24 protein-coding genes are annotated in these 24,596 nt (G+C 38.9%); 11 read left to right on the top strand and 13 right to left on the bottom strand.

The features are described 5' to 3' along the window. Positions 1-250: hypothetical protein (locus AC1M9A_RS09275; RefSeq protein ID WP_481593411.1), on the bottom strand; the 250-nt coding region annotated here is incomplete at its 3' end. 371 nt (positions 251-621) lie between these two features. After that, entirely contained in the window at positions 622-1,746 is a 1,125-nt protein-coding gene (locus AC1M9A_RS09270) for an endonuclease/exonuclease/phosphatase family protein (RefSeq protein ID WP_035264120.1), read from the bottom strand. Between the two features lie 186 nt (positions 1,747-1,932). Here AC1M9A_RS09270 and asd point away from each other — a divergent pair, with 186 nt between their 5' ends. The 4 genes from asd to truA all read left to right on the top strand — a co-directional run bounded on the left by asd (position 1,933) and on the right by truA (position 7,078). Then, complete coding sequence (gene asd / locus AC1M9A_RS09265; RefSeq protein ID WP_035264122.1) at positions 1,933-3,051, top strand: aspartate-semialdehyde dehydrogenase; 1,119 nt, start codon at positions 1,933-1,935, stop codon at positions 3,049-3,051. A gap of 284 nt (positions 3,052-3,335) precedes the next feature. Next, entirely contained in the window at positions 3,336-5,258 is a 1,923-nt protein-coding gene (locus AC1M9A_RS09260) for a hypothetical protein (RefSeq protein ID WP_481594849.1), read from the top strand. A gap of 36 nt (positions 5,259-5,294) precedes the next feature. Further along, positions 5,295-6,272, top strand: coding sequence for an asparaginase domain-containing protein (locus tag AC1M9A_RS09255; RefSeq protein WP_481588650.1), 978 nt, complete (start codon positions 5,295-5,297; stop codon positions 6,270-6,272). An 8-nt stretch (positions 6,273-6,280) separates the two neighbouring features. Next, positions 6,281-7,078 carry a tRNA pseudouridine(38-40) synthase TruA gene (truA, locus tag AC1M9A_RS09250; protein ID WP_092766713.1) on the top strand — a complete coding sequence of 266 codons (798 nt, stop codon included), beginning with the start codon at positions 6,281-6,283 and terminating at the stop codon, positions 7,076-7,078. 47 nt (positions 7,079-7,125) lie between these two features. Here the strand turns inward: truA and AC1M9A_RS09245 are convergent, their stop codons facing one another. After that, entirely contained in the window at positions 7,126-8,133 is a 1,008-nt protein-coding gene (locus tag AC1M9A_RS09245) for an AraC family transcriptional regulator (RefSeq protein WP_035264130.1), read from the bottom strand. 228 nt (positions 8,134-8,361) lie between these two features. Here AC1M9A_RS09245 and infA point away from each other — a divergent pair, with 228 nt between their 5' ends. Beyond that, entirely contained in the window at positions 8,362-8,583 is a 222-nt protein-coding gene (infA, locus tag AC1M9A_RS09240) for a translation initiation factor IF-1 (RefSeq protein ID WP_004692529.1), read from the top strand. A 331-nt stretch (positions 8,584-8,914) separates the two neighbouring features. Next, on the top strand, positions 8,915-9,232 hold the full coding sequence (locus AC1M9A_RS09235) for a hypothetical protein (protein ID WP_143047400.1): 318 nt from the start codon (positions 8,915-8,917) through the stop codon (positions 9,230-9,232). A gap of 27 nt (positions 9,233-9,259) precedes the next feature. Here AC1M9A_RS09235 and leuB read toward each other — a convergent pair whose 3' ends face one another. The 4 genes from leuB to leuC form a co-directional block, all read right to left on the bottom strand. Then, positions 9,260-10,339, bottom strand: a complete 1,080-nt coding sequence (gene leuB, locus AC1M9A_RS09230) for a 3-isopropylmalate dehydrogenase (protein ID WP_481596213.1) — start codon at positions 10,337-10,339, stop codon at positions 9,260-9,262. 30 nt (positions 10,340-10,369) lie between these two features. Then, positions 10,370-10,948: a hypothetical protein gene (locus AC1M9A_RS09225; protein WP_179998722.1), complete on the bottom strand. Its 579-nt coding sequence runs from the start codon at positions 10,946-10,948 to the stop codon at positions 10,370-10,372. A gap of 97 nt (positions 10,949-11,045) precedes the next feature. Further along, positions 11,046-11,696: a 3-isopropylmalate dehydratase small subunit gene (gene leuD / locus AC1M9A_RS09220; protein ID WP_481592412.1), complete on the bottom strand. Its 651-nt coding sequence runs from the start codon at positions 11,694-11,696 to the stop codon at positions 11,046-11,048. A gap of 14 nt (positions 11,697-11,710) precedes the next feature. Next, positions 11,711-13,159 carry a 3-isopropylmalate dehydratase large subunit gene (leuC, locus tag AC1M9A_RS09215; protein WP_481607306.1) on the bottom strand — a complete coding sequence of 483 codons (1,449 nt, stop codon included), beginning with the start codon at positions 13,157-13,159 and terminating at the stop codon, positions 11,711-11,713. 234 nt (positions 13,160-13,393) lie between these two features. Between leuC and AC1M9A_RS09210 the strand changes: the two genes are divergently transcribed. Continuing rightward, on the top strand, positions 13,394-13,630 hold the full coding sequence (locus AC1M9A_RS09210; RefSeq protein ID WP_035264169.1) for a DUF2061 domain-containing protein: 237 nt from the start codon (positions 13,394-13,396) through the stop codon (positions 13,628-13,630). Between the two features lie 131 nt (positions 13,631-13,761). Beyond that, on the top strand, positions 13,762-14,619 hold the full coding sequence (locus tag AC1M9A_RS09205; protein WP_481610082.1) for a LysR family transcriptional regulator: 858 nt from the start codon (positions 13,762-13,764) through the stop codon (positions 14,617-14,619). A gap of 68 nt (positions 14,620-14,687) precedes the next feature. Here the strand turns inward: AC1M9A_RS09205 and AC1M9A_RS09200 are convergent, their stop codons facing one another. Together AC1M9A_RS09200 and AC1M9A_RS09195 are read right to left on the bottom strand one after the other, a co-directional pair. Continuing rightward, positions 14,688-14,939: a DUF2789 family protein gene (locus tag AC1M9A_RS09200; RefSeq protein ID WP_481610081.1), complete on the bottom strand. Its 252-nt coding sequence runs from the start codon at positions 14,937-14,939 to the stop codon at positions 14,688-14,690. A 185-nt stretch (positions 14,940-15,124) separates the two neighbouring features. Then, a complete protein-coding gene (locus AC1M9A_RS09195) occupies positions 15,125-15,775 on the bottom strand; it encodes an HAD family hydrolase (protein WP_481592416.1) in 651 nt (216 codons plus the stop codon). Positions 15,776-15,958: 183 nt separating this feature from the next. Between AC1M9A_RS09195 and AC1M9A_RS09190 the strand changes: the two genes are divergently transcribed. The 3 genes from AC1M9A_RS09190 (at position 15,959) to AC1M9A_RS09180 (ending at position 19,085) form a co-directional block, all read left to right on the top strand. Beyond that, on the top strand, positions 15,959-16,429 hold the full coding sequence (locus AC1M9A_RS09190) for an RNA pyrophosphohydrolase (protein WP_035264177.1): 471 nt from the start codon (positions 15,959-15,961) through the stop codon (positions 16,427-16,429). Positions 16,430-16,527: 98 nt separating this feature from the next. Further along, positions 16,528-18,822: a phosphoenolpyruvate--protein phosphotransferase gene (gene ptsP, locus AC1M9A_RS09185; protein WP_481587333.1), complete on the top strand. Its 2,295-nt coding sequence runs from the start codon at positions 16,528-16,530 to the stop codon at positions 18,820-18,822. 68 nt (positions 18,823-18,890) lie between these two features. After that, a complete protein-coding gene (locus AC1M9A_RS09180) occupies positions 18,891-19,085 on the top strand; it encodes a hypothetical protein (protein ID WP_481610080.1) in 195 nt (64 codons plus the stop codon). A 3-nt stretch (positions 19,086-19,088) separates the two neighbouring features. Here AC1M9A_RS09180 and AC1M9A_RS09175 read toward each other — a convergent pair whose 3' ends face one another. The 4 genes from AC1M9A_RS09175 to AC1M9A_RS09160 form a co-directional block, all read right to left on the bottom strand. After that, positions 19,089-19,274: a DUF7230 family protein gene (locus tag AC1M9A_RS09175; RefSeq protein ID WP_481610079.1), complete on the bottom strand. Its 186-nt coding sequence runs from the start codon at positions 19,272-19,274 to the stop codon at positions 19,089-19,091. A gap of 217 nt (positions 19,275-19,491) precedes the next feature. Then, a complete protein-coding gene (locus AC1M9A_RS09170; protein ID WP_481610078.1) occupies positions 19,492-21,051 on the bottom strand; it encodes a MoaF-related domain-containing protein in 1,560 nt (519 codons plus the stop codon). A gap of 321 nt (positions 21,052-21,372) precedes the next feature. Next, complete coding sequence (locus AC1M9A_RS09165) at positions 21,373-23,286, bottom strand: ABC transporter permease (protein WP_481610077.1); 1,914 nt, start codon at positions 23,284-23,286, stop codon at positions 21,373-21,375. After that, complete coding sequence (locus AC1M9A_RS09160) at positions 23,286-24,455, bottom strand: efflux RND transporter periplasmic adaptor subunit (protein WP_481610076.1); 1,170 nt, start codon at positions 24,453-24,455, stop codon at positions 23,286-23,288. Before AC1M9A_RS09160 ends, AC1M9A_RS09165 begins: the two co-directional genes overlap by 1 nt. Positions 24,456-24,596: the final 141 nt, after the last annotated feature.

The raw sequence follows: 24,596 nt of genomic DNA, 5'->3' as shown, positions 1-24,596 counted from the left end.
CTTTAGCTTCTTTAGCTTCTTTAGCTTCTTTAGCTTCTTTAGCTTCTTTAGCTTCTTTAGCTTCTTTAGCTTCTTTAGCTTCTTTAGCTTCAGTGTTCGCGACCTGTTCTTGAGATGGAACCGCATCCATCATTTTTTCATCAGCTTCTTGTGCAAAAACATTGGTACTCATTAGTACATTTAACACAACGATCGAAGCGAAGGATTTGCTTGTAGTTATGTCTTTCATATTTTTAAGAAACAAACTCATACCCCATCTGCTCAATATTTTCATTTTGGCAAATCATAGCATTAATAAAAGATTAGAGCTGAATAACGAGATTTAATTCATTCGACCTGTATGCATATAAACGTTTAAATCCACCATAAACTAAACCCGAGTTCTACATCCTGTAAAACTCGGGTCGATGAGGTTGTGCTTTTCAAAAATCATATTATTGTTTTATTGGCTTTCCTTTCCTACATCATCTCCATGATGATTTTCCGTCGGCGTCGTCTTCCATATTGGGATCATTCCATTCCCACTCCCTGTGCCGATAAGCTTAGATTACGCTTAAGCTCGCTTCGTGACTATGGGTCAACAGACACATTCATTGTAAGCAATTTCTTACACGCATCCATTCACACTTGTTTGCCATCTTTATAATCTTGCGCAATTTCATCTGTCACTTGTTTCTCTTCTTTCTCAGCTTTCGCAATACCTTCTTGAATCGCCTCCTGAGCCTCTTGCTCATCAGCATCCGTCTGTTCTAATTCTTGCTGTACTTGCTCAAATTGTCGTCCAGTTTGTAAAACAACGTACACAGGAAAGTGATCCGAACCAATATGCGGTAATCGCTCCATTTTCACCAAAGCAAAATCAGTGCTGTGGAATACATGATCGAGTGACCATCGTAATAGCGGATAGTCCGCATGGAAGGTATTGACATAATGACGTCCAACACGCGGGTCTAACAAACCACTGATACGTTGAAATAGTCGTGTGGTACGAGACCATGCCACATCGTTTAGATCTCCCATGACAATGCAACTTTCATCCAAGTCTTTAATTTGATCACCGACAATCAACAATTCAGCATCACGTAATGTAGAGTCTTTGGCTTCAGTTGGACTCGGCGGTTTGGGATGTAAACAATATAATTGAACTGGCTGTCCAGAACGTAATTTCACTGTGGTATGAATAGAAGGAATCTCATTACTCAGTATGAATTTGACTTCGGTATCACTCAATTCCAACTTACTGTAGAGATGCATTCCATAGAGATTATCTAAAGGTACTGGAACACGATAAGGATAATCCGCTTCGATGACTGAAAGTTCATTCTGCCAGGTTTGGTCTGTTTCAAGCGTCAATACGATATCGGGTTGATGCTGATGAATCTGTTCAATCAAACGATGATATTCTGTATTTGGTGTTAAAACATTCGACACAATTAAAGAGATTTGCTTTGATGGATCAAGTTGATCTGGTTGGACCTGTTTCACCTGTTTTTTCCAAATTAAGGTATAAGGCAAAACCATCTTCAATTGATATGCTAATGCAGCAATTAATCCAACAAATATGACTTGGCGTCTTAAATCCCATTCCCCATCCCAAATCAACAGGAGGATAAATGCGATAAAGCCTAGGGCTAAAATTTGTAGTCTTGGAAAATCGGCACCTCGAAACCACCACTCATCACGCGGAATCAAAGACCAAAAACTTAACCAAATCACAACAACAGCCAGTATCTCAATCCATAGCATAGCGCTTCTCTTTATATATTCTTAATTTTTCGATGATTCATAAATTTATATTAGTTTTGCATGTAACATAAACAAGATATATTGCACAATATATTTGCTGTTTTGATTGTGTACCACTTGCAGTTATACACTCTTTTGATACACTCGAACCCCCTTTTTTATTTTAACGCACCGAGGCAAAGTGACATGAAAGTAGGTCTGGTCGGTTGGCGCGGGATGGTTGGTTCCGTCCTTATGCAACGTATGGTTGAAGAGAATGATTTCGCTCATTTTGAGCCATTCTACTTCTCTACCAGTAATGCAGGTGGTGAAGCCCCTGCGTTTGGTGGTAAAACTGCCCCAGCACTTATGGATGCGACAGACATTAATAGTCTGAAGCAAATGGATGTCATTATTACCTGCCAAGGTGGTGATTATACCACTGAAGTTTTCCCTAAGTTGAAAGCTGATGGTTGGAATGGTTACTGGATTGACGCTGCATCTACATTGCGTATGGACGATGAAGCAATCATCGTATTAGATCCAGTCAACATGAATGTGATCAAAGACGGTTTGGTAAAAGGTACGAAAACATTTGTAGGCGGTAACTGTACTGTTTCATTGATGTTAATGGGTCTTGGTGGTCTGTTCCAAAACAATCTTGTTGAATGGGCGACTTCAATGACTTACCAAGCTGCTTCTGGTGCGGGTGCGCAAAACATGCGTGAACTCATCACAGGTATGGGCTATTTGTATAACAATACAAAAGATCTATTAGACGATCCACGTTCTCCAATTTTAGATATCGACTCTAAAATTGCTGAATTACAACGTGGTGAAGGATTCCCTTCAGCAAACTTCGGTGTACCTTTAGCAGGTTCTTTAATTCCTTATATCGACAAACAGCTTGAAAGCGGTCAATCGAAAGAGGAATGGAAAGGTCAAGTTGAAACCAATAAGATTCTTGGTAATTCACAAATTGTACCTATTGATGGTCACTGTGTACGTATTGGTGCAATGCGCTGTCACTCACAAGCATTGACTTTAAAACTTCGTAAAGATGTTCCTTTAAATGAAATTGAAGACATCATTGCAAGTGCAAATGACTGGTCTAAAGTTGTGCCGAACACACGTGAAGCATCAATGACTGATCTTACACCTGTTGCAGTAACAGGCACGCTTACTGTTCCAGTAGGTCGTTTACGTAAACTTAATATGGGTAAAGAGTATTTAGGCGCGTTCACTGTTGGTGACCAATTACTTTGGGGTGCTGCTGAACCTTTACGCCGTATGCTACGCATCTTGATTGACTATAAAAATGCTTAATTTTTAATAGTCACTTCAATAAAAAGCCGGTCTGATTAGATCGGCTTTTTTTATGCAATTTGAATTGATTAGAGCTTGGAGTGCTATTTGAAAGGAAATATTATGACATCTATACAAAAAACAGTTAAATTACAATCTCATCACTTCTTATTTCGAACATCTTGATCGATGCATAATGATGAACTGAGAATATAAAAAATCGAGATTAAAAACAGTCCAATATTTCGAGCACTCAGGTATTAGATTTGCAATAAATTCATTGAATTCAATGAAGGGGAAAAATTATGTTGTATGTCATTCCATTTGTCGTCTTGCTGTTAATCGCACTGGTGCTCAAAAAACGTGAGGATAAACAAAAAAATGGTGACACAGGATCAACAAAATCTAAAAAAAATGTGAGTGTAAAACGCGCTAAGAAAAGCCCTAAAACTCGCTCCACCCCACAACAAGCCTATTCACAGCACGGTCATGGCGCACCACAAGACTTAAGTGCCGAACCAGTGGCTGATGAACTTAAAGCCAGCATTGAATACTTAATTCAATCAGAAAGCTATATGTCAGCCGAAGCAAAAATCAATCAAGCATTGAATCGTGATCCTAGACAACATGAGCTTTACTCGTATTTGATTGATATTCACATCCTACAGAATGATGAATTTGCTTTAAAACAATTAAGTAATTATTTACGCTCCACTGGATTACATTACATTGCGGATGAAGCTGAAGACAAACTTAAAGCTGCAAAAGAAGCGGAACAGAATAAAGAAATTGCGAAAGAATCACGGGATATATCGAACACCGAGAATCAGCCTCGTCATGCTGCACAGTTTCATAGCACCAGTTTTATAACTGAAATCCCTGCAGTGCAATCAGAACAAGCCTTTGATCATCTCATCAAATCACAGGATGAACAACATAGCACTCAGGAAAGCACACCCACTGAAACAAATGAGACCACAGAGCAATCTTCTCTTCCTTCTCAAAGCTCAACATTTGTGTTTGAAACAGAACAATACCCACATCCCTTACAAGCCAAAGAGAAGAAAAGCACTCCTGAGGAAGAAACTGAGCATGTCTCTGCTGAACCTACTGCTCATTTTGTATTTAGCTCAGAACAGCTCGATTTAGCAGAAGAGTTTACGCTCAATAAAACCAATGAAGAAATCATTGACCAGCTCCCTTCTGATCAGGCTGAAAATCAGCAGGCAACTGAACAACAGACTCCATCGCAAAACGAGCATTTTGAACTCGATTTTTTTATGGAAGATACACCGCAACCAACCTCACAACACCCATTCGAGCAAGATGATGAGAAGACTCCTGCATCAAAAGAGCAAACACCTTTAGAATTTATAACGACAGATTTAACTTTCGAGCCAAATGCTCAAACACAGACTGAATCTGAAACAACCAATCAATCGACTGAAGATCGCGCACCCTTAGAGTTTGATTTAGATTTCTCCAGTTTTCAGTCTGAAAATAAATCACAAACAGCATCAGTGCACTCAACTGATGCTGAGAACCTTGCTTCAGAAAATGAGTCCATCCAAAATCTCGACTTCACACTTGATTTAAGTCAAGAATGGGTTGAAAAAACAGATCTCTCTCATTCAGCACTGAGCTCTTCTCCATTAGAAAAAAATCCACAAGAACTGAATATTGAAATAGATCCATTGGAATTTAGCTTTTCAGATCAGTCGGAACAGCCTCATTCTCAAACAACATCTAAGGATGAACTCACTTTTGATCTTTCAGATGATTTTAACTTTGATGCTGAAATATCTAGCTCAGCAAAAGTTCCAGAACAAAGCGTGAATGATCAAAATTTAGATTTTGTAACTTTCGACTTTGAGGAAAATCTTGATTCAAAATCTACAATAGAAAGCTCAATTGAACCGATAAACGAGTTTAATTTTGACCTCAATTCATCAGATGAAAATGTAGAAGTGCAACAGAATCATTCGCATGAAACATCTGCGATAAAAATGAATCCGAATCGTCCTGATGATCCTCTTGTACAACGTTTTCCTGAATTACTCAACGTTGATGAAATTCAACTTAACTTAGATTTAGCGGATCAATACATTAAATTTGGCGCGTTTGATGAAGCAGAAAAATTAATTACGGAATATGAATCGCATTACAATGATGAACAAAAAATGCGTGCAGCAAAACTCCGAGAGAGCATGGAATCTGATTCCAATTAATCTTAATATGAAGCAGTCTAATTAGGCTGCTTTTTTATGAGTTCAAAAATAGCTTTAATCTATATGGGTGGTACATTTGGTTGCGTTGGTGAACCTTTAGCGCCTATGCCTGCTGCCGATTTTTTTCCGCAATTAAAAGAAATTTTGCCCGTTCAAAATCAAATCGAGCTTGTCCAGGCTCATGAGATTAAAGACAGTAGTGCATGTATGGCGCGTGATTGGTTGCTGTTAATCCAACAAATTCAACAATTACAAGCTAAACAATTTCAAAATTTTATTGTCATTCATGGTACCGATACCATGAGTTATGCTGCGGCTATTCTTTCTCGATTTCTCCATGATACGTGTCGAGTCATTATCACAGGTAGCCAATTTCCTCTGCTCAATCATGCAGCGACATCTTTGCATCCATCGAGCGATGCTTTAGATAATCTGAATCATGCCATCCAATATATGGAAAATGTGTCTGATGGTGTTTACTTATGCTTTAACCATCAAATTTTTCATGCCAGAACTGCAGTCAAGACTCATCGCACGGCACTAAATGCATTTTGTGGTGAAGCATTTACAAATGTCATCAAGCCCATATCAAGTTCTTTTGTCGACATTACTGAGCAACATATTGAACGCTCGACACAACTCAATATTGCGAATCTGAGTCTTCGCCCCATTGAAATCAAATTATTCAATCAGCATTTAACGCGTTTTATCGACAACTCGCCTCATGTACTCATACTTCAAGCATATGGAACCGGTAATTTAGCAATTAATGCGGATACCACAGATATTTTGAAGCAGCTTCGTGCCTTAGGCTGCCATATTGTATTAAGTAGTCAGGTCATGTTTGGAGAATTAGATCAACGCTATGCAATTAGCAGTTGGATTAAAGCATCTGATATTTTGATCGACGATACACTCAGTGATGCCGATCTTTATGCCAAAATTCTAAAAATGTATTTACAATACCCCTCCACAGATCAATGGTTACAGCATTGGTATGATTCATCAAATTAGAGGTTCAAATGCCACGTTTTGCAATCGGAATTGAGTTTAGTGGCGTTCGTTATCGAGGTTGGCAAACACAGCAACCAGGCGTGCCGAGCGTACAAGAAACCATGGAAAAAGTGTTGAGCAAAATTGCTGATGAACCCATCATTTTGCATGGTGCGGGTCGAACAGATGCAGGTGTTCATGCCACAAATATGGTGGCTCACTTTGACACAAATGCAATACGTCCAATTCGTGGCTGGCTTATGGGAGCTAACAGTACACTCCCGAAAGATATTGCCATCCAGTGGATTCAAGAAATGGGCAGTGATTTTCATGCACGCTTTAAAGCGCAGGCTCGCCGTTATCGTTATGTCGTTTATAACAGACCCATGCGTCCTGCCTTACTCCACAAACAAGTAACGCATGCTTATTACCCACTTGATGTGGATAAAATGATTGCTGCAGCCTCAAAATTTGAGGGTACTCATAACTTTGAAAGCTTTAGAGCTGCTGCGTGTCAATCCAACCAGCCTGTACGCCATGTGAGCCATTGCAAACTCATCAAACACGGTGCTTACCTCGTTCTAGACATCCAAGCAGATGGTTTTTTACACCACATGGTTCGCAATATTATGGGCTGTTTACTAGAAATTGGTCAGGGGATGTACGACATTGACCATATCGATGAAATATTCGCAGCAGAAGACCGTAAAGCAGCAGGAATCACAGCACCACCTGACGGCCTTTACTTTATCCAAGCACACTATCCTGAAGAGTTTAACTTGCCTAAAGTGCCGCTAGGCCCTCATTGGTTAAACATGCCTGAATAATTTTTTATTTTGAATTGAAAAAAATCCCTTCATAAGAAGGGATTTTTTTAGCGCTGTTTACGCTTACGATATTCAACAGGTGTCTCATTGGTCCATCGTTTAAAGGCACGATAGAACGTACTTGGTTCTGAGAAACCCGTCAGATAGACAATTCTCTCTACGCTTTCATTGGTGTTTGCCAAAAGTTTTTTAGCTAAACGACAACGATAGTCAGATAAAATTTGCTGGAAGCTTGTATTGGCTTCACTGAGCTGTGTTCTCAAACGACGTGGGGTGATATTCAACTGAGCTGCCACAGTTTCTAGCGTTGTTTCTCCACTCTCAAGTGTAGAACCAATGGCACGGCGCACCTCACCCACTAAATCGTATCGAGCCAACTCCTGTAATTTTTCAATCGCCAACTGCTCATGCAGTTGAAGTAATTCTGGCTCGGCTTGCCAAAGCACATAATCTAAAATTGCAGGATCAAAATAAAGTCGCGTTTCTTTTTGGCCTAAACTTACCGGGCACTCATATACACGGAAATACTCATCGTCTGAAGCACCCTCGCTAAAGTTAAAATCGATATATATAGGTTGAAATCGACCTTCAGTAATAAATTTGAAGAATCTTAAAATGCCTGAAATCGCGCACTCAGAAAAATGACGATTGACTAGGTTTTCAGAGAAAGGTTGTTCACCATTGGTTAGGTAGCAACGATCATCTTCAATAACTAATTTGGCATGAAATGCATCACTGATTAGACGTTGATACGCTAAAGCCCTTTTCAGGCCTTCGCCAAAATTTTCAGATGAAATAAAAAGATGTTCAATCACTTGACCACGATAAAGTGGTAAATGCTCACCTAAATGTAGACCAATGTCTGGATCTTTACTGACTTCTTCGGCAGCAACCCAGAAAGCGTACTGCGCGCTTAAAGGCGTACGCGCATTTTGATCTACTTGATTTAAGGCTACACCCGCTTTTGTTAAAATTTCTTCTGTGGGCAATCCAGCACGACGAATTGCTTGATAACCTAATCGTAGAACAACCGAAGCATCAGTTAGCTGACTCACGCAGTGCCCTTCCTTGTATGTTATTAATATTTACTTAAAACTTATGAATTAGATTACAGTCGATTGACCAAACTGACAACATAGTTAAGCATTTTTTTGTTTAAAAATTTTATTTGTTTGTTCGACAAGTTTGACCATAGAAACGCCGACTGAACTTGGTTTAACCTTGTTTTTTTCTAAAATTTTGCCTATAATTTGCGCCTTTCCAATTTGATCATCAGGTAGGCTATGGCCAATAAAGAGGAACTTATCGAGTTCGAAGGCGTTGTCACCGAAACGCTTCCTAATACTATGTTCCGTGTACGTTTAGAAAACGGTCACGAAGTAATTGCACACATTTCTGGTAAAATGCGTAAACACTATATTCGTATTTTGACTGGTGACAGTGTTAAAGTTGAAATGACACCTTATGACTTATCTAAGGGTCGCATTACTTACCGTGCACGCTAAGTGTTAGTAAGCGAAAAGCCACATTGAGTGGCTTTTTTTGTTTTTGTACTTTTATTTTATGAATCGCATAGAAAGTTCATTCAGCTAAATCAATCGCCTGTCTTTGTGATAAGAGACAAATTCAGATATATAGAATAATTAAACTCACTATTTATTCATTTACTATCCAATCATATATACCAACAAAGCCCATTTGCACATTCAATCTAAAAAATCGTCGTACTGCCCCACTATTTCGTGCACTAAATAAATTGTGTTTTTTGCCCATCTGCATATTTACACTTTTCCTGTTTACGGCATGCCAAACAGCAAATTTTCAGAACAAAAAAATATGAATACTTATGTTTCACAATTTGTAGGACAAGATATCCAACATATCCGAGAAACTACCGAGTTGAATTCTTTTAACATTAAGCTGAAGCCCAATCTTGAGATTCGAGATGATCGATCCATTTTCACCTTTGAACGTATAGTCAACACCTCGATTCCAATGGGAAATTCGATGAGAGATGAAAATAGTTTTATGATTCCTGTATGGACAGCTTCAGCAAGTCAGTCATACGGTAACGTAATGACTTGCTCAAGTGTTTTTAGCTTAAAAAAACAATATCGCTTTCAAAAGCTCGGCAATAAAAAACGCAGCTCATAGGCTGCGTTTTGAATGAATCAACTGAAATTAGTTAAGCGCTGCAACAACTGCTTCACCCATTTCAACTGTCCCGACCTTCTTCATGCCTTCAGACATAATGTCAGCTGTACGTAAACCTTGGTCTAAAACATTCCCTACTGCATCTTCAATCGCTTTTGCTGCAGCTTCTTGACGGAACGTATATCGAAGCATCATTGCAACAGATAAAATTGTTGCCAATGGGTTTGCGATATTTTGACCTGCGATATCTGGTGCTGAACCATGACAAGGCTCATACATCCCTTTACCATTTTCATCTAAAGAAGCTGATGGCAACATACCGATTGAACCAGTCAACATCGCTGCTTCATCAGACAAGATATCACCGAACAAGTTACCTGTTACGATCACATCAAATTGTTTAGGTGCACGAACCAATTGCATTGCTGCATTATCGACATACATATGTGACAAGTTAATGTCAGCATACTGTTCAGCATGTAACTGAGTTACTGTTTGTTTCCAAAGCTCAGTGACTTCAAGAACATTCGCTTTATCAACTGAACACACTTTACCACCGCGTAGTTTCGCCATTTCAAACGCCACTTTAGCAATACGTTTGATTTCTGACTCTGCATATACGTCGGTATTAAAGCCTTGCTTCTCACCATTCTCTAATTCACGAATACCCCGTGGTTGACCAAAGTAAATACCACCAGTTAATTCACGGACAATTAAAATATCTAAGCCTGAAACAATTTCAGGTTTCAAACTTGAAGCATCTGCCAATTGAGGATACAAGATCGCTGGACGCAAGTTAGCGAAAAGGTTAAGTTCACTACGTAATTTTAATAAACCACGCTCAGGACGAATTGAGCGCTCAATTGTATCCCACTTCGGACCACCCACAGCACCTAACAAAATCGCATCTGCTTTTTTTGCTTGTTCAGAGGTAACTTCTGGATAAGGTGAACCATGCGCATCAATTGCAGCGCCACCCAATAAACCTTGTTCCCATGTTAAATCTAGATTAAATTTTTCATTGACACGGGTGAGGACCTGTTCAGCTGCTTTTACAATTTCAGGACCAATGCCGTCACCAGCTAAAATCAAGATTTGTTTAGACATGAGATTTTCCATTTGTAAAGTTAGTATGAACTAACGTGTTTTTAAATTTTTTTGTTCCACAAACTCACCTAGTCCATTGAGAACATTATAGGGTTTGCAGAAACGGCGAATAGTTTGTTGCTCTTGCAACAAGTCAACACATAATGGCTCTGGTGCAGAAGCATCAAGTAAACTTTTCTTCCCACTGCTTCGATCTCTAAACATTACAAATCGGTAATCTTTTTTTGCTTCGAAGCGATGGATGACATTAATAGTTTCTGCTTTTTCCTCTGAAATCGGATAAAAGCGAACCACCACTTCATGCAGTCCAGCAGGAACTGAAAGATATAAGGCTTGCGGATCTTTCAAAGAGCCAGCATTTAATCGCACAATACCTTGCTTGATCGCACGCTGATCTAATCTTCGAGATTGAGCATCAACAATGGGATGCTCATCAAATCTTTCAAACTCACAATTCAGCGTTCCTGAGCAATAAATCAAAGCATGATTTCTGGTTTCAGGCGTTTCTTTAATCTTTTTCAGTTGTAATCGGTCTACGGTCTGACAAGCGGATAAAACGGCGACAGACAATCCGAAAAACGCATAGCGTAATAAAACTTTTGCCTTCATTTGTGCCCAACCTCACCAAACGGCGCAAAACTAAAAGAATAATTTTGCACCGATATTAGCAAGACTTGAATCAGAGCACTATAGCTTTAAGTATCAGTTACGCTTTGATTTCTTGGAATACCCATGGGCGAACAGCTTTAGTTCTTTCCTCATAAGCACGAATATCTTCTGCCGCTTGTAACGTTAAACCAATATCATCTAAACCATTCAACAAACAGTGCTTTCTGAATGGATCAACTTCAAATTTAAATGCTTCACCAGATGGTGTACGCACTTCTTGTGCTTCAAGATCAATCGTTAACTGATAACCTTCTTGAGCTGCACACTCTTTGAATAATTGATCCACAATCTCTTCAGACAAGATCACTGGTAACATGCCATTTTTAAAGCTGTTGTTGTAGAAAATGTCTGCATAGCTTGGTGCGATTACGGTACGGAAACCATATTCTTCTAAAGCCCATGGCGCGTGTTCACGGCTTGAACCACAACCAAAGTTGGCACGTGAAATCAAGATTGAAGCACCTTGATAACGTGGTTTGTTCAATTCGAAATCTGGATTCAAAGGACGCTTTGAGTTGTCTTGACCCAAGTAGCCTTCATCTAAATAACGTAACTCATCAAACAAATTCGCGCCGAAACCTGTACGCTTAATTGATTTCAAGAACTGTTTTGGAATAATTAAATCTGTATCGACATTGGCACGGTCTAAAGGTGCAACGATACCTTGTTCAACGGTATATTTTTTCATGTTGTTTGCTCCTCTTAGAATGAACGTACATCAACAAAGTGACCTGCAATTGCCGCTGCTGCTGCCATCGCTGGGCTCACTAAATGCGTACGACCACCATTACCTTGACGACCTTCGAAGTTACGGTTTGATGTTGATGCACAGTGCTCACCCGGTTGTAATTTGTCTGCATTCATTGCTAAACACATTGAGCAACCTGGCTCACGCCATTCAAAACCAGCTTCTATTAAGATTTTATCCAAACCTTCAGCTTCTGCTTGTGCTTTGACTAAGCCAGAACCCGGAACAACCATCGCTTGCTTAATCGTGCTTGCAACTTTTTTGCCTTTTGCAACTTCAGCTGCCGCACGGATATCTTCAATACGAGAGTTGGTGCAAGAACCGATAAATACGCGATCCAATTTAATATCAGACAATGCTTGACCCGCGGTTAAGCCCATATATTGATAAGCACGTGTCCAGTCGTTACGTTGCACGTCATCTTTGGCTTGTTCTAAAGTCGGTACTGCTTGAGAAACAGGAATCACCATCTCAGGAGATGTACCCCAAGACACTTGTGGTTCAATCTCTTCACCTTGTAATACAACCACTGTATCAAAGTGTGCACCCTCATCAGAATGTAAAGTATTCCAATAAGCTACAGCTTGATCCCACTGCTCGCCTTTCGGTGCATATGGACGACCTTTTACGTATTCAATGGTTTTTTCATCAACAGCCACCATACCGACACGGGCACCGCCTTCAATCGCCATGTTACATACCGTCATACGACCTTCGATCGACATATCACGGAAAACTTGACCACCAAATTCGATGGCATGACCTGTACCACCAGCTGTACCGATTTTACCAATAATCGCTAAAACCACATCTTTTGGTGTTACGCCTTGACCTAATTTGCCGTCAACACGTACCAACATGTTTTTCATTTTCTTTTGAACTAAACATTGCGTTGCCAATACATGTTCAACTTCTGATGTCCCAATACCGTGTGCCAAGCAACCAAACGCACCATGCGTCGCTGTATGAGAGTCACCACAAACAACCGTCATACCCGGTAAAGTTAAACCTTGCTCAGGTCCAACAACGTGTGCGATCCCTTGACGGACATCGTTGATATCAAACTGTGCAACATTAAATGTTTTACAGTTATCATCTAAAGTTTGCACTTGGATACGTGAAGTATCATCTTCGATCCCCGCAATCCCTTCAGAACGCTCTTTCGTAGACGTTGGTACGTTATGGTCAGGAGTTGCCACGTTTGCACTTAAACGCCAAGGTTTACGTCCTGCAAGTTGTAAGCCTTCAAAAGCTTGTGGAGAAGTCACTTCATGCAACAAGTGACGGTCGATATAAAGTAAAGAAGAACCATCATCGCGTTGTTTAACTAAATGATCGTCCCACAATTTATCGTACAACGTTTTTTTTGTTTGAGTTTCTGCTTTTTGGGTTTCGCCTGCCATGTCGATTTGCTCCACTGGACTGGGTAATTCTGTCATTAATTACGATTATAACGGCCTATTCACATAAATCTAATTTATCATTTTTATTAGTTTAAAAACTTTTTAGAATCAATTTAAACACAAAAACCATCTATAAAAACGATTAATTTAAAAATAATATTCGCTTTTACAGATTAAATAAGAATACTTATCATTTAAACATCTCCAAGATCACCACCAACTGAGGATGTTCACATGGCACATATTCAAAAATTTGTTGAAGATAATCAACGCATGTTCAAAAAAACATTAAGCTACTACATTATGCACATTACGGTAGCCATGATTGTAGGCTACCTTGTCACAGGCAGCATTTGGATGGCAATTACTTTGAGTTTACTTGAGCCTACTGTACAAGCCGTGGCTTATTTCATTCACGAACGCGTGTGGGAGAAAAAAACGATACAACAGGAAGAAAATATCGTCGCATAGTTTCACCTGTGATCCTCCTCATCTAAGCCGCACTATGCGGCTTTTTTTGCAACAGTTTATGAAGAATTACTTCGCAATAGATATAAATTTATTTTATAATTAAATAATATTTTCATAACCGAGTTTAAATTATGAATCTTGCTGCCTTTGAAGCTTTTATAAAAGTCATGGAAACGGGTTCGATTTCTATGGCAGCTGATCAACTATTTATCACTCAGCCCGCTGTTACCAAACGTATTCATAGTTTAGAAGATTATTTTGGTGTCAAATTATTTGAATCTGCTGGCCGAGGTGTACAAGCCACCCATGCGGCTCATTCCCTGCTTCCAAAAGTTAAAAATTGGTTAAATGAACTAGGTGATATTCATCACACCTTAAGCCACGACCAAAATCAGATTAAAGGAAAGCTTAAAGTTGGTACCAGCCATCACATTGGATTACATCATTTACCGCAACATTTAAAAAGGTATGTTCAGCAATATCCTGATGTGACATTAGATGTGCATTTTGTAGATTCAGAACAAGCTCATGAAAAAGTGTTAGCTGGTGATCTTGAACTGGCATTCTTAACCTTACCCCCTGTCCTAGATGAACGTTTAAAATATGTTCCTTTATGGAGTGATCCTTTGGTTTTCGTTGCTGCAGTTTTTCATCCATTGGCAAATATGAAAAATTTAAGCCTTGAAGATCTCATGCAGTATCCAAGTTTATTACCTGCAGCTCAAACATATACAGCGCAGATCACCCTTGCAGAATTTGAAAAAAATGGATTAAAACCTAAAGTGTCCATGAGCAATAATCCGCTTGAATCCATTCGCATGTTGGCTTCTATTGGGTTAGGTTGGTCTGTCTTGCCAAGTACTTTAGTCAATCAAGACCTGGTCAGACTGGATATTAATTTAGAAATGCAGCGTCAATTGGGTATGGTTTGGCATCCGGGACGCACCCAATCTAAGGCAGCCAAAGCATTGGTTGATTTAATGAAATAATTTCAGCACTCGATATTTAAAAGTCATCTAATCAGATGACTTTTTACTTTTTAAGACAAGTGAGCTACTTAAGCTTTTTTCTTCAATGAATCTTCATGTAAAGACTCATTGAGCTGATCGATAATTAATGCCCATGAACCATCTGAACATAATTTTTCTTTCAAAAATTGACGTTGACCTACAGACCAAAAACTTGCTTCAGTCAAAAAGGTTTCAGCTTCTAACTGATGTGTTTCAATAAATTCTGCAATAGCTTCCTCGCTAGAATCCAATCCTAATTGCTCAAATAAGTTGGTCATTCTTGGCTCTGCATTTATCATCGTATATTCCTTATGATTTTGATTAATTTTAAGTTAGTTGTTTGCGCATAAGGTATCACTAAGGGATGAAAGCGTCTGTAAATTTATGCTGAATTTCATCTCAAGTTATTTCAATGCTGATCAATGAAAAAAAGCCATTGATACAATGGCTTTAGCAATGATTTAATTTTGAGAATAAAACTGTCTTAAATGGACCAGTCTTGGATATCCCAACCCTGCTCTTTAGCCAATCCTTCAAGACGATCATCTGGATTGACTGCAATCGCATGATCCGCATATTCCAATAAGAATCGATCGTTAATGGAGTCTGAATATGCCCATGATTCAGTAACGTCTCGTCCCTCGAGCCATTGATCTAATCGTGCCAATTTACCTTTTTGATAACACGGAATATTAATGACTTTACCCGTATATTTACCATCAACCACTTCTGCATTGGTTGCAATAATTTCTGTAATACCAAATTCACGAAAAATAGGTGCAGTAATAAAATCTGATGTTGCGGTAATTCCTACTAATTGATGCCCAGCATCTTGATGACGTTGAATCGCTTTATAACCTTCAGGACGCATTTGAGGTCGAATCACTTTTTGCATAAAAAGCTGATGTAAGTCGGTCAAATACTCATTGTCATGTTGCGTTAAAAATTCAAATACAAATTCGTTGTAGGCAATTGGATCAAGTTGTCCTGCTTTGTAGTCTTCATAAAATTTGTCATTCATGGCGCGATGTCGAACTGGATCAACCAAGCCTTCATTGACTAAAAACTCGCCCCAAGAATGGTCAGAGTCGGTATTTAACAAGGTGTGATCTAAATCAAACAACGCCAATTTCATGAAATTACTCGTTCAAACTGAAATTTAAGAAAAAAAATGTAAATCTATCTCCGCTAGTCGATAGAAATTCGTTAAGATCATAGCAATTTTAAAACATTATTACTTTGAACTTTTCGAGTTGGGCATAGAGAGTGGATGCCCCCGAACCCAAAGTCAACGAATTTAATAAATTTTAGGTGCCAAATGATCGACTCAGAAGGTTTCCGACCGAATGTCGGGATCATTTTGGCAAATGATATTGGACAAGTTTTATGGGCAAAACGCATTGGTCACAATGCTTGGCAATTTCCTCAAGGAGGCATCCAATTTGGTGAAACTCCAGAACAGGCACTTTTCAGGGAACTCCGTGAAGAAGTCGGGTTATTGCCGGAGCACGTCCAAATAATTGCTCAGACCGAAGGTTGGTTACATTATCGTTTGCCACTTCGCTACATCAGATCAGATTCTGATCCTGTGTGTATCGGACAAAAGCAAAAATGGTTTTTATTGAAATTAGTCGCGTCAACGAATCATATTCAGTTGAACTTAAATGATCCGCCAGAGTTTGATCAATGGCAATGGGTCAGCTATTGGTATCCACTAGGCCAAGTGGTGAACTTCAAAAAAGATGTTTACCGTCGTGCCATGTTGGAATTGTGTATGCATCTGCCATAGCATGATTTATATTAAACATTGAATTTAAATGTTTGATTTTTATTTCGACTATTTGAATAATCACCATAATTACATCCCTTTAAGAGGAGCACCGCTACATGTCGAACATGCAATTAGACTCTTTACGGCGCATTGTCCAAGAAATCAATGCGTCTGTCAGTTTGCATGATTCGTTAGAAATTATGGTCAACCAAATTTCTGAAGCAATGCATGTAGATGTGTGCTCTATTTATTTACTTGATGAACGTAACCAACGTTACGTTCTGATGGCTTCCAAAGGCTTAAATGCTGAATCTATTGGCAATGTCTCACTGCAGCTGGGTGAGGGTTTGGTCGGACTCGTTGGGCAACGCGAGGAAATCGTCAATATCGAGAATGCGTTTAAGCATGAGCGTTTCGCGTATTTCCCAGAAACGGGTGAAGAGATTTATAACTCTTTCCTTGGCGTTCCTGTCATGTATCGTCGAAAAGTCATGGGTGTTCTCGTGGTTCAAAATACTGAACCACAAGACTTTAGCGAAGCTGCTGAATCGTTTTTAGTCACACTTTGTGCGCAACTTTCTGGCGTTATCGCGCATGCGCATGCAGTTGGAAATATTGATGTTTTCCGTAAGCCAAATAATTCTCCAACCTATAAAACATTTCAAGGATCATCAGGTGCAGGTGGTATTGCATTAGGTCGTGCACTTATTCTTTATCCACCCGCAGATTTAGGTTCAGTACCTGACCGCGAAGCTGAAGATATTAGTGAAGAGCTTGAATTACTTGATCATGCGGTTGATTCAGTTCGCCAAGAAATTCAATCACTTGATGAAAAAATGCAAGATTCTTTGATGTCTGAGGAACGTGCATTATTTAGCGTATTCTTGAGAATGTTGGATGAGAATGCCCTGCCTGCTGAAATCAAAGAGTTAATCCGTGATGGTCACTGGGCTCAAGGTGCAGTTAAACACGTTATAGATCGTCATGTGGCAATCTTTGCACAAATGGAAGACGATTATTTACGAGAACGTGTTGCAGACCTAAAAGACCTTGGGCGACGTATTTTAGCAGCACTTCAAGAAGATGATTTAAGTCACCGAGAACTGAGTAATGACAGTATCATCGTGGGTGAGGAAATCAGTACGGCAGCATTGGTTGAACTACCTGTCGATAAGATTGCAGCGATTGTGACGTCTGAAGGGGCTGCCAATTCACATATGGTGATTGTGGCACGTGCTTTGGGTATCCCGACAGTCGTTGGGGTCACCGAGCTTCCAGTAACCACACTTGATGATGTGGAAATGATTGTTGATGCCTATCAAGGACGTGTATTTATCAATCCACCACGCCGTTTACGTCAACGTTATCGTGACATCCAAAAAGAAGAAGAACAAATTGCCAAAGATCTTAAACAGTATGAAACCAAAGATGCCATCACTCCTGATGGTGTTGCAGTACGCTTATTTGTGAATACAGGTTTAATGATTGATGTCGTGCGTGGTGTACAACGTGGTGCCAAAGGTGTCGGACTCTATCGTTCAGAAATTCCATTTATGTTGCGTGATCGTTTCCCGGGTGAAGAAGAGCAACGGGCGATTTACCGTCAACAACTTAGTCACTTTGCCAATAAACCAGTCGTGATGCGTACTTTGGATATTGGTGCAGATAAAGATTTACCTTATTTCGAAATAGAAGAAGAAAACTCAGCATTAGGATGGAGAGGGATTCGTTTTACCTTGGATCATCCTGAGATTTTCTCTTCACAAATTCGTGCGATGTTAAAAGCCAGTGTTGGTTTGAATAATTTGCATATTTTGCTGCCAATGATCACCAGCGTCAGTGAAGTAGAAGAAGCGCTTTATATTATTGAGCGTGACTTAGCTGCGGTTCAGGAAGAAGAACAAGTTAAAATTAATCGTCCTAAAATTGGCATCATGGTGGAAGTACCTAGTGTTTTACTTCAAATTGGTGAGTTTGCAGAATTAGTTGATTTCTTCTCTGTGGGTTCGAATGATTTAATCCAATATTTGTTGGCAGTCGACCGTAATAACCCACGTGTATCGAGTGTTTATTCTCACTTCCATCCCTCAGTGCTTCGAGCATTGCAACGCTTAGTTCAAGAGTGTCATAAATATGACAAACCTGTCAGTATTTGTGGTGAAATGGCTGGCGATCCACTCTCAGCAATTTTACTGATGGCAATGGGCTTTAATACGCTTTCAATGAGTTCGAGCAATATTCTCAGAGTCCGTAAAGCAATTTGTCATGTTCCAATGGTAGATGCGCAAACACTTTTGGATGAAGTGGTGAAAATGAGTAATCCACTCATTGTGAAAAGTTGGATGGAGTATTATTTCCGTCATCATGGTTTAGCGGATATGGTGAAATCGAATCGTATTGTAAATGCCTAATATGAATCCCCGTTTAAGCAGAGATACAGCTGAGTAACAAACATGATCAATTGGCTTTTTTTATCTTCATGTCGATCGTAGCGATCTCGGTAATTCTATTTCATTTATATATTAGTAAATTAAAAAGTAGTTCAACACCTAACAAACCTATTTCAAATCATACGCTAGGTCATGGCTCAACGATGAATTCTGAACACCAAATGAGCGAATTATCATCACATGTTGATATAGATTGCGGTGGAAGTATCGGTGGAGCAGACTAACCTTCACGTGTTTAGGCATATAAAAAAAGGGAGATAATCATTCGAATATCTCCCTTTTTTATGCTTGCTGTAGCCACGTTTTGCATCTTTCTTTCGATCGACAAACACTCGGCTTTTGTTGACTTCATGCATATGTTTTGCCACAAAGTTGTGAATCACAACCTCTGGCAACGCTTTTTTCTTTGCCATTTTTTAATCGCCTTCAGTTTACCCATCCTTCAGATGGGAAAGCGATATTACGCTTTTTTGTATATTTTACAAGCAAATTGATAATGGTTTTTTCAATGACCTACATCGAAGGTATACAATGTTTCAAATTAGCTCTGCCATTTTTCTATGTTAAATTGATCAATAACTCGAGCACCCGAAGGTGCTCTTACACAGCATAGAAAGGACTAAATCATCATTATTCCGGTAGAAGACTAAATGTACCTCGATGATGATTAAATTTTCCATCTGGCATTGCGATATTTTGGTAAACGATCTTTTGCTTTTGATCGATGACTAATACAACATTTTCTTTAGTCCCATCATCTGTCCAATACACCATAAACTGCTCAGGTCCAACCTGTGTGGCTACATATTCAATATTGGCAGATGTATTTTGTCCTGATGCGATATTTAAAAGACCTTGGTCTTTGAATTCAAGATGCCGCGTTTGACCATTGATGTTTAACACCAAAGTCTGTCCAATAGCGAAGAATGGTTTGTTCAATGCTTGTTGTAAACCGATGTCCTTGATTACACCTTTGACGCCCTGTATTTTGCCTTTAAGATGAATTGTTCCATCATTCCCAGCAATGTTGGTGTAAACGACATCTCGATTATAATCTTGAATATGAACGACATTATCTCCTGATTTATCCTCATGCCAATAAACCATAAAAATATTTTTAGCAATTTCAACAGGTGTGTATTTTACCGCTTCAGAAAGATCTGGCCCAACTGCGCCACCGGCACCTGTAAAAGTTAGGTTCTGATGGTCTTTGACATCAAGATCAAATTTCAAACTCGTAAAATCGACTTGTATTTTTTGTCCTATTGGCGGATAAGGAGATGCGACTTTCCAATCGGTTTCTTTGGCAAATACTTGTGCAGACATTTTTAGCACTTCTTCACTCGACTCAAGATCTGGATACTTTGCTTTCATATATCCAAAAATCCCCTCCGAGCTTTGATTTTCAGTAACTGCTGTTTTAAAGTTCGTTAAATACCCTTTAATCCAATCCAATGGCTTAGGTGAAAAGTCACTTTTTACATAATGACCTGGGATCACTTTTTTAGGATTTAAACTCAGTATTTTATCAATTTGCTTCTTCCAAAGATCGATCCCTTGCACACCATTGGTATCGGCCATCCACAAATGCTCACCATAAGCGACCGAAATACCACCCAATGCCGTTTTTAAACTTGGAATCCATAAGAAACCATGTGCGGAATCTTCTGGATCAAGTTGGACTTGAATCTTTTGCCCATCTAATTCCATATATCCTGAATTTAAGGCTTCAGGAATAATAATCTTTTCAGGAGCATCGCCTTTTGCTAATTGTGGCTGCCAAACTGATAACTTATCTTCTTTAGAGGCTTGTATCAAATAAGCTGTCTGCGCGGTTGAAACAACCTTAGCATTTGGAAATGCTTTTAAAATTTCATTGGTTCCAAAATAATAGTCAGGATCACTATGGGAAATATAAATATATTTTAAATTTTTACCTGATTTCTTAATCAGATTTACTACGTCTTTAGCGTATTGATTCTGAAATTGAGCATCGACCAAAATAGCATCTTTTTTTCCTGAAATTAAAGTTGATGCAACGGCAAAAACAGCATCCTCTCCAGGAGTATAAGTCTGCAAAGTGAGTGGAGATGGATTTGATGAATCTTTTGGACTTTTATCATTAGAATCATTACAGCCACTTAAAGCAATGGTGGTCACAAATAAACTAGTGATTAGGAGTTTTGTCATATCAGCCTCATGAGATAAATTTATCTATGGTTCTTATTGATCTTTATTTTTTAAATAAGCTTTAAAGCAAAAGTGCCATATTCCCCCTCGTCATACTGCGGATGTGGCAGTGTAACAAGGCGAATTAACAGCTTATTGAGGCAGAAGAAGGATGAGAAGTACTTACGGTTTAGTAAGTAAAAAAATCGAATTTCCAGTTAAAATATTAGACTGATTTGCAACAATAAATTCCACGATAAAAAATGTTAACTTTAGTATCTTGAACTTTGAATACCTGTTAATACAGACAATACTCACTGAACAGCCATCTCTAATTTTTTCTTATTCATGGGCTAAAGCTTCAATTGGTTTTAAGTTTGCAGCACGTTTAGCGGGCATATAACCAAAGATCAAACCAACCAGCGTTGAAAATAGCAGTGCGATAATAGCAACTGACCATGAAAATACCATCTTATAATCTGAGCTAATCGCATTAAAAATAAAACTGGCGATCAAGGCGATCGCAACACCAATTACGCCACCAATTAAACATAAAACTGCAGATTCAATCAAAAACTGAGCCTGCACATCACTTTGGCGAGCACCAACTGCTATTCGTAAGCCAATTTCCTTAATTCGCTCGGTCACAGAAACGAGCATGATATTCATCACACCAACGCCACCTACGACCAATGAAATAAAGGCTACTGCAGAAATAAAGAAAGTCATCGTTCCTAAATATTTTTCAAAGGACTTCATAGACTCATCACTGTTATATATATCAAAATCCTCCACACCATGACGAGCAATCAATAGTTGCCTCACTTTCTTTTCGGCTTTCACTGAGTCAGTATTTTGATGTAGTACCGCAGTCAGCAGATTGACATTATCACTACTTGAAATTTGTGACATCAATACATTATAAGGCATCCAAATTTGTGAAGAACCTGAGCTATATTGAGGTTCAGCGATTCCAACAACTTCATAAGAACGCTTATTAAATAACACTGTTTTACCTAAAGCTAATTTTTGCTGTCCAAATAACTTTTCAGCAGCTTGCTTATCAATCACTACGATTTGGGAACGCTGTTCAACATCGCTCTGTGTAAAAAAGCGACCATATTGAACTTTCATGTTTCTAATTTTTAAATAAAAACCATCTGCACCTGTTGCACTCACATCAATATTACGATTTTGATAAATCATGTTCCCACTTAAACTGACATGTGGAGAAACATGGATAATTTCTTTCATCTCATTGAGTGCATTTAAATCATCCATATTTAAACGGCTGGCAGATGCAGCTAAAGCTGTTCCACCTGGATAAATCTCAAGTGTTGCTGTTTTCAATCCCCCCCAATCATTCAAAAATTTTTCTTTTGCTCCATTACCAATCGCAATGACAATGGTGACTGAGCAAATGCCAATAATAATCCCTAGCATGGTCAAAAATGACCTTAAACGATTGGCGAAAATTGAGTGCAAAGACATTTTCATCGCTTCATACACTTGGGAAACAAAGCTGAATTTCATGTCCGCATGAAAAACTTTTGATGGAGAAACTTGCCCTAAAGATTTACGCTGCGTATCCGAAAGAATGCGTCCATCTTTAATTTCAATGACACGATCTGCACGTTCTGCAATACTTTTATCATGAGTAACTAAAATAATCGTATGCCCTTGACGGTGTAGATCTTCCAAAATTTGCAAGACCATTTCACCACTTTCAGAATCCAAAGCGCCTGTGGGTTCATCGGCTAAAATAACCTCACCACCATTCATAAGCGCGCGGGCAATACTGACTCGTTGCTGCTGTCCACCCGACATTTCATTGGGTTTATTGTCACTCTTATCAGCTAAACCGAGCTGAGCTAAAAGTTGCAGTGCTCGATCTGCACGGTTTTCTGCATTCAAATTTGAATAAATCGCGGGCAAGGCGACATTCTCTAAAGCAGATAAAGCATTCAATAAATTATAGCGTTGGAACACAAACCCAAAACTTTTTAAACGTAACGATGAAAGCTCATCATTACTCAATAAGGAAATATCTTGTCCACGAAACAGAAACTGTCCTGAAGAGGCTTGATCCAAACATCCAAGTAAATTCATTAAAGTAGACTTACCTGAACCTGATTGCCCAATAATCGAAATAAACTCACCCTGTTCAATACTGAGACTGACATCTTTTAGGATGTGTTGTTGATTATTTTCTGGACCTACAAATTTATTTATTTTTTTTAGTTCAATCAAACTCATTAAGTATCGCCTGATGTATTCGCACTATCGTCAGGTGCCTCTGCCAAAATTTTTTCACCCAACTTTAAACCAGACTTGATTTCAATATCATTTGAGTCAGAAATTCCAGTCACGATTTTTCTTGGTTGAGGTTTTGTATCAGGTTGATAGAGGTAAACAATGGCATCTGATCCATATCCAATCACCGTTGTTTTCGGAATTTTCAGCACATTCTTTTTTTGATTTACAATAATGTCATTTTGGGTTGTCATACCGATACTGAGTTTACGCTCAGGGTTGTCCACCAACATTCTTGCATAGTAGAACACTGCTGCATTCGCATTTTCATTTTTATCGTCGTAAGTTCCTTTGGTCAGGGTCGTTAAAGCAGGATCAATACTTTGAATCACACCATCTAATTTCACATTGGGGTCTGCCAAGGTGCTAAATTTAACTGGCATGTTTTCTTTTAATTTAGTGTAGTCACCTTCTGCGACCTGCATTCGGATTTCCATCTTATTCAAGTTGGCGATCGTCGCGATCAAAGGTGTCGTTTGTGCAAAGTTAATGGTTTGACCAGCTTCAACAGGCATGGAAACCACGGTACCCGTCAATGGAGAGCGAATCTGTGTGTAGCCCAATTCAGTTTGTGCTGTATTCACATTAATCTGTAATTGTTTCAGCCGATATTCATTTGACTCAACATCTGCAATCGCTTGTTTAAGCTGATTATTCGCCTGTTCGAGCTCTTCACGAGAGCCTGCTTCAGCTTTGTATAAGGTTAATTTACGCTGATAGTTTTGTTTTAAAGTTTGTAAAGCGACACGTTTCGCTGCCAAGTCTGCCTTCGCAGCTTCAAGTTCGGCTTTACTGGTATTGAGCTTGTCCAACTGTGTTGTCGAGTCAATTTCAGCGATTAATTGGCCTTTTTTTACATCCTGTCCTAACTTGATATACAGCTTTTGAATTTGACCTGAGACTTGCGCACCCACGGAGACAATATCAGATGCATAAATTTCACCTGTGGCTTTAACAATCTGCGTTAGATCACCTTGAGTGACTTCAACGGTCTGCGGTTCTGGCTGCTTTTTTTGTGACTGAATATAGAAATAAACAGAAAGAGCTAAAGCAACCAATACCACTAAGACCAAAAAATACTTTAATTTTTTTGATTTTTTTTGCATGTGCATAATGACGAATAATCTTTATTGAGGAGATAACTTTTGATCAACATGTTTTATTCACTTTAATATGATCAAAATTTAAAAATTTTTAATGACACGATTCTAGTGAATTCTATTTTTTCACACTGTCGTACTTATTTATTTTTA

This window comes from Acinetobacter sp. ANC_7634 (assembly GCF_056779875.1).
The sequence above is the reverse complement of the archived record's forward strand: the minus strand, read 5'-3'. Positions and strand labels throughout refer to the sequence as shown.

Excerpts from the sequence above, each read along its gene's own strand:
- AC1M9A_RS09160 (WP_481610076.1), bottom strand. The coding sequence starts at position 24,455 with ATGCACATGCAAAAAAAATCAAAAAAATTAAAGTATTTTTTGGTCTTA.
- AC1M9A_RS09200 (WP_481610081.1), bottom strand. The coding sequence starts at position 14,939 with ATGATAAATGCAGAGCCAAGAATGACCAACTTATTTGAGCAATTAGGA.
- AC1M9A_RS09235 (WP_143047400.1), top strand. The coding sequence starts at position 8,915 with ATGAATACTTATGTTTCACAATTTGTAGGACAAGATATCCAACATATC.
- leuD (WP_481592412.1), bottom strand. The coding sequence starts at position 11,696 with ATGAAAAAATATACCGTTGAACAAGGTATCGTTGCACCTTTAGACCGT.
- AC1M9A_RS09255 (WP_481588650.1), top strand. The coding sequence starts at position 5,295 with ATGAGTTCAAAAATAGCTTTAATCTATATGGGTGGTACATTTGGTTGC.
- asd (WP_035264122.1), top strand. The coding sequence starts at position 1,933 with ATGAAAGTAGGTCTGGTCGGTTGGCGCGGGATGGTTGGTTCCGTCCTT.
- AC1M9A_RS09170 (WP_481610078.1), bottom strand. The coding sequence starts at position 21,051 with ATGACAAAACTCCTAATCACTAGTTTATTTGTGACCACCATTGCTTTA.
- AC1M9A_RS09270 (WP_035264120.1), bottom strand. The coding sequence starts at position 1,746 with ATGCTATGGATTGAGATACTGGCTGTTGTTGTGATTTGGTTAAGTTTT.
- AC1M9A_RS09260 (WP_481594849.1), top strand. The coding sequence starts at position 3,336 with ATGTTGTATGTCATTCCATTTGTCGTCTTGCTGTTAATCGCACTGGTG.
- AC1M9A_RS09210 (WP_035264169.1), top strand. The coding sequence starts at position 13,394 with ATGGCACATATTCAAAAATTTGTTGAAGATAATCAACGCATGTTCAAA.
- leuB (WP_481596213.1), bottom strand. The coding sequence starts at position 10,339 with ATGTCTAAACAAATCTTGATTTTAGCTGGTGACGGCATTGGTCCTGAA.
- ptsP (WP_481587333.1), top strand. The coding sequence starts at position 16,528 with ATGTCGAACATGCAATTAGACTCTTTACGGCGCATTGTCCAAGAAATC.
- AC1M9A_RS09225 (WP_179998722.1), bottom strand. The coding sequence starts at position 10,948 with ATGAAGGCAAAAGTTTTATTACGCTATGCGTTTTTCGGATTGTCTGTC.
- AC1M9A_RS09190 (WP_035264177.1), top strand. The coding sequence starts at position 15,959 with ATGATCGACTCAGAAGGTTTCCGACCGAATGTCGGGATCATTTTGGCA.
- AC1M9A_RS09180 (WP_481610080.1), top strand. The coding sequence starts at position 18,891 with ATGTCGATCGTAGCGATCTCGGTAATTCTATTTCATTTATATATTAGT.
- infA (WP_004692529.1), top strand. The coding sequence starts at position 8,362 with ATGGCCAATAAAGAGGAACTTATCGAGTTCGAAGGCGTTGTCACCGAA.
- AC1M9A_RS09195 (WP_481592416.1), bottom strand. The coding sequence starts at position 15,775 with ATGAAATTGGCGTTGTTTGATTTAGATCACACCTTGTTAAATACCGAC.
- truA (WP_092766713.1), top strand. The coding sequence starts at position 6,281 with ATGCCACGTTTTGCAATCGGAATTGAGTTTAGTGGCGTTCGTTATCGA.
- AC1M9A_RS09175 (WP_481610079.1), bottom strand. The coding sequence starts at position 19,274 with ATGGCAAAGAAAAAAGCGTTGCCAGAGGTTGTGATTCACAACTTTGTG.
- AC1M9A_RS09165 (WP_481610077.1), bottom strand. The coding sequence starts at position 23,286 with ATGAGTTTGATTGAACTAAAAAAAATAAATAAATTTGTAGGTCCAGAA.
- leuC (WP_481607306.1), bottom strand. The coding sequence starts at position 13,159 with ATGGCAGGCGAAACCCAAAAAGCAGAAACTCAAACAAAAAAAACGTTG.
- AC1M9A_RS09205 (WP_481610082.1), top strand. The coding sequence starts at position 13,762 with ATGAATCTTGCTGCCTTTGAAGCTTTTATAAAAGTCATGGAAACGGGT.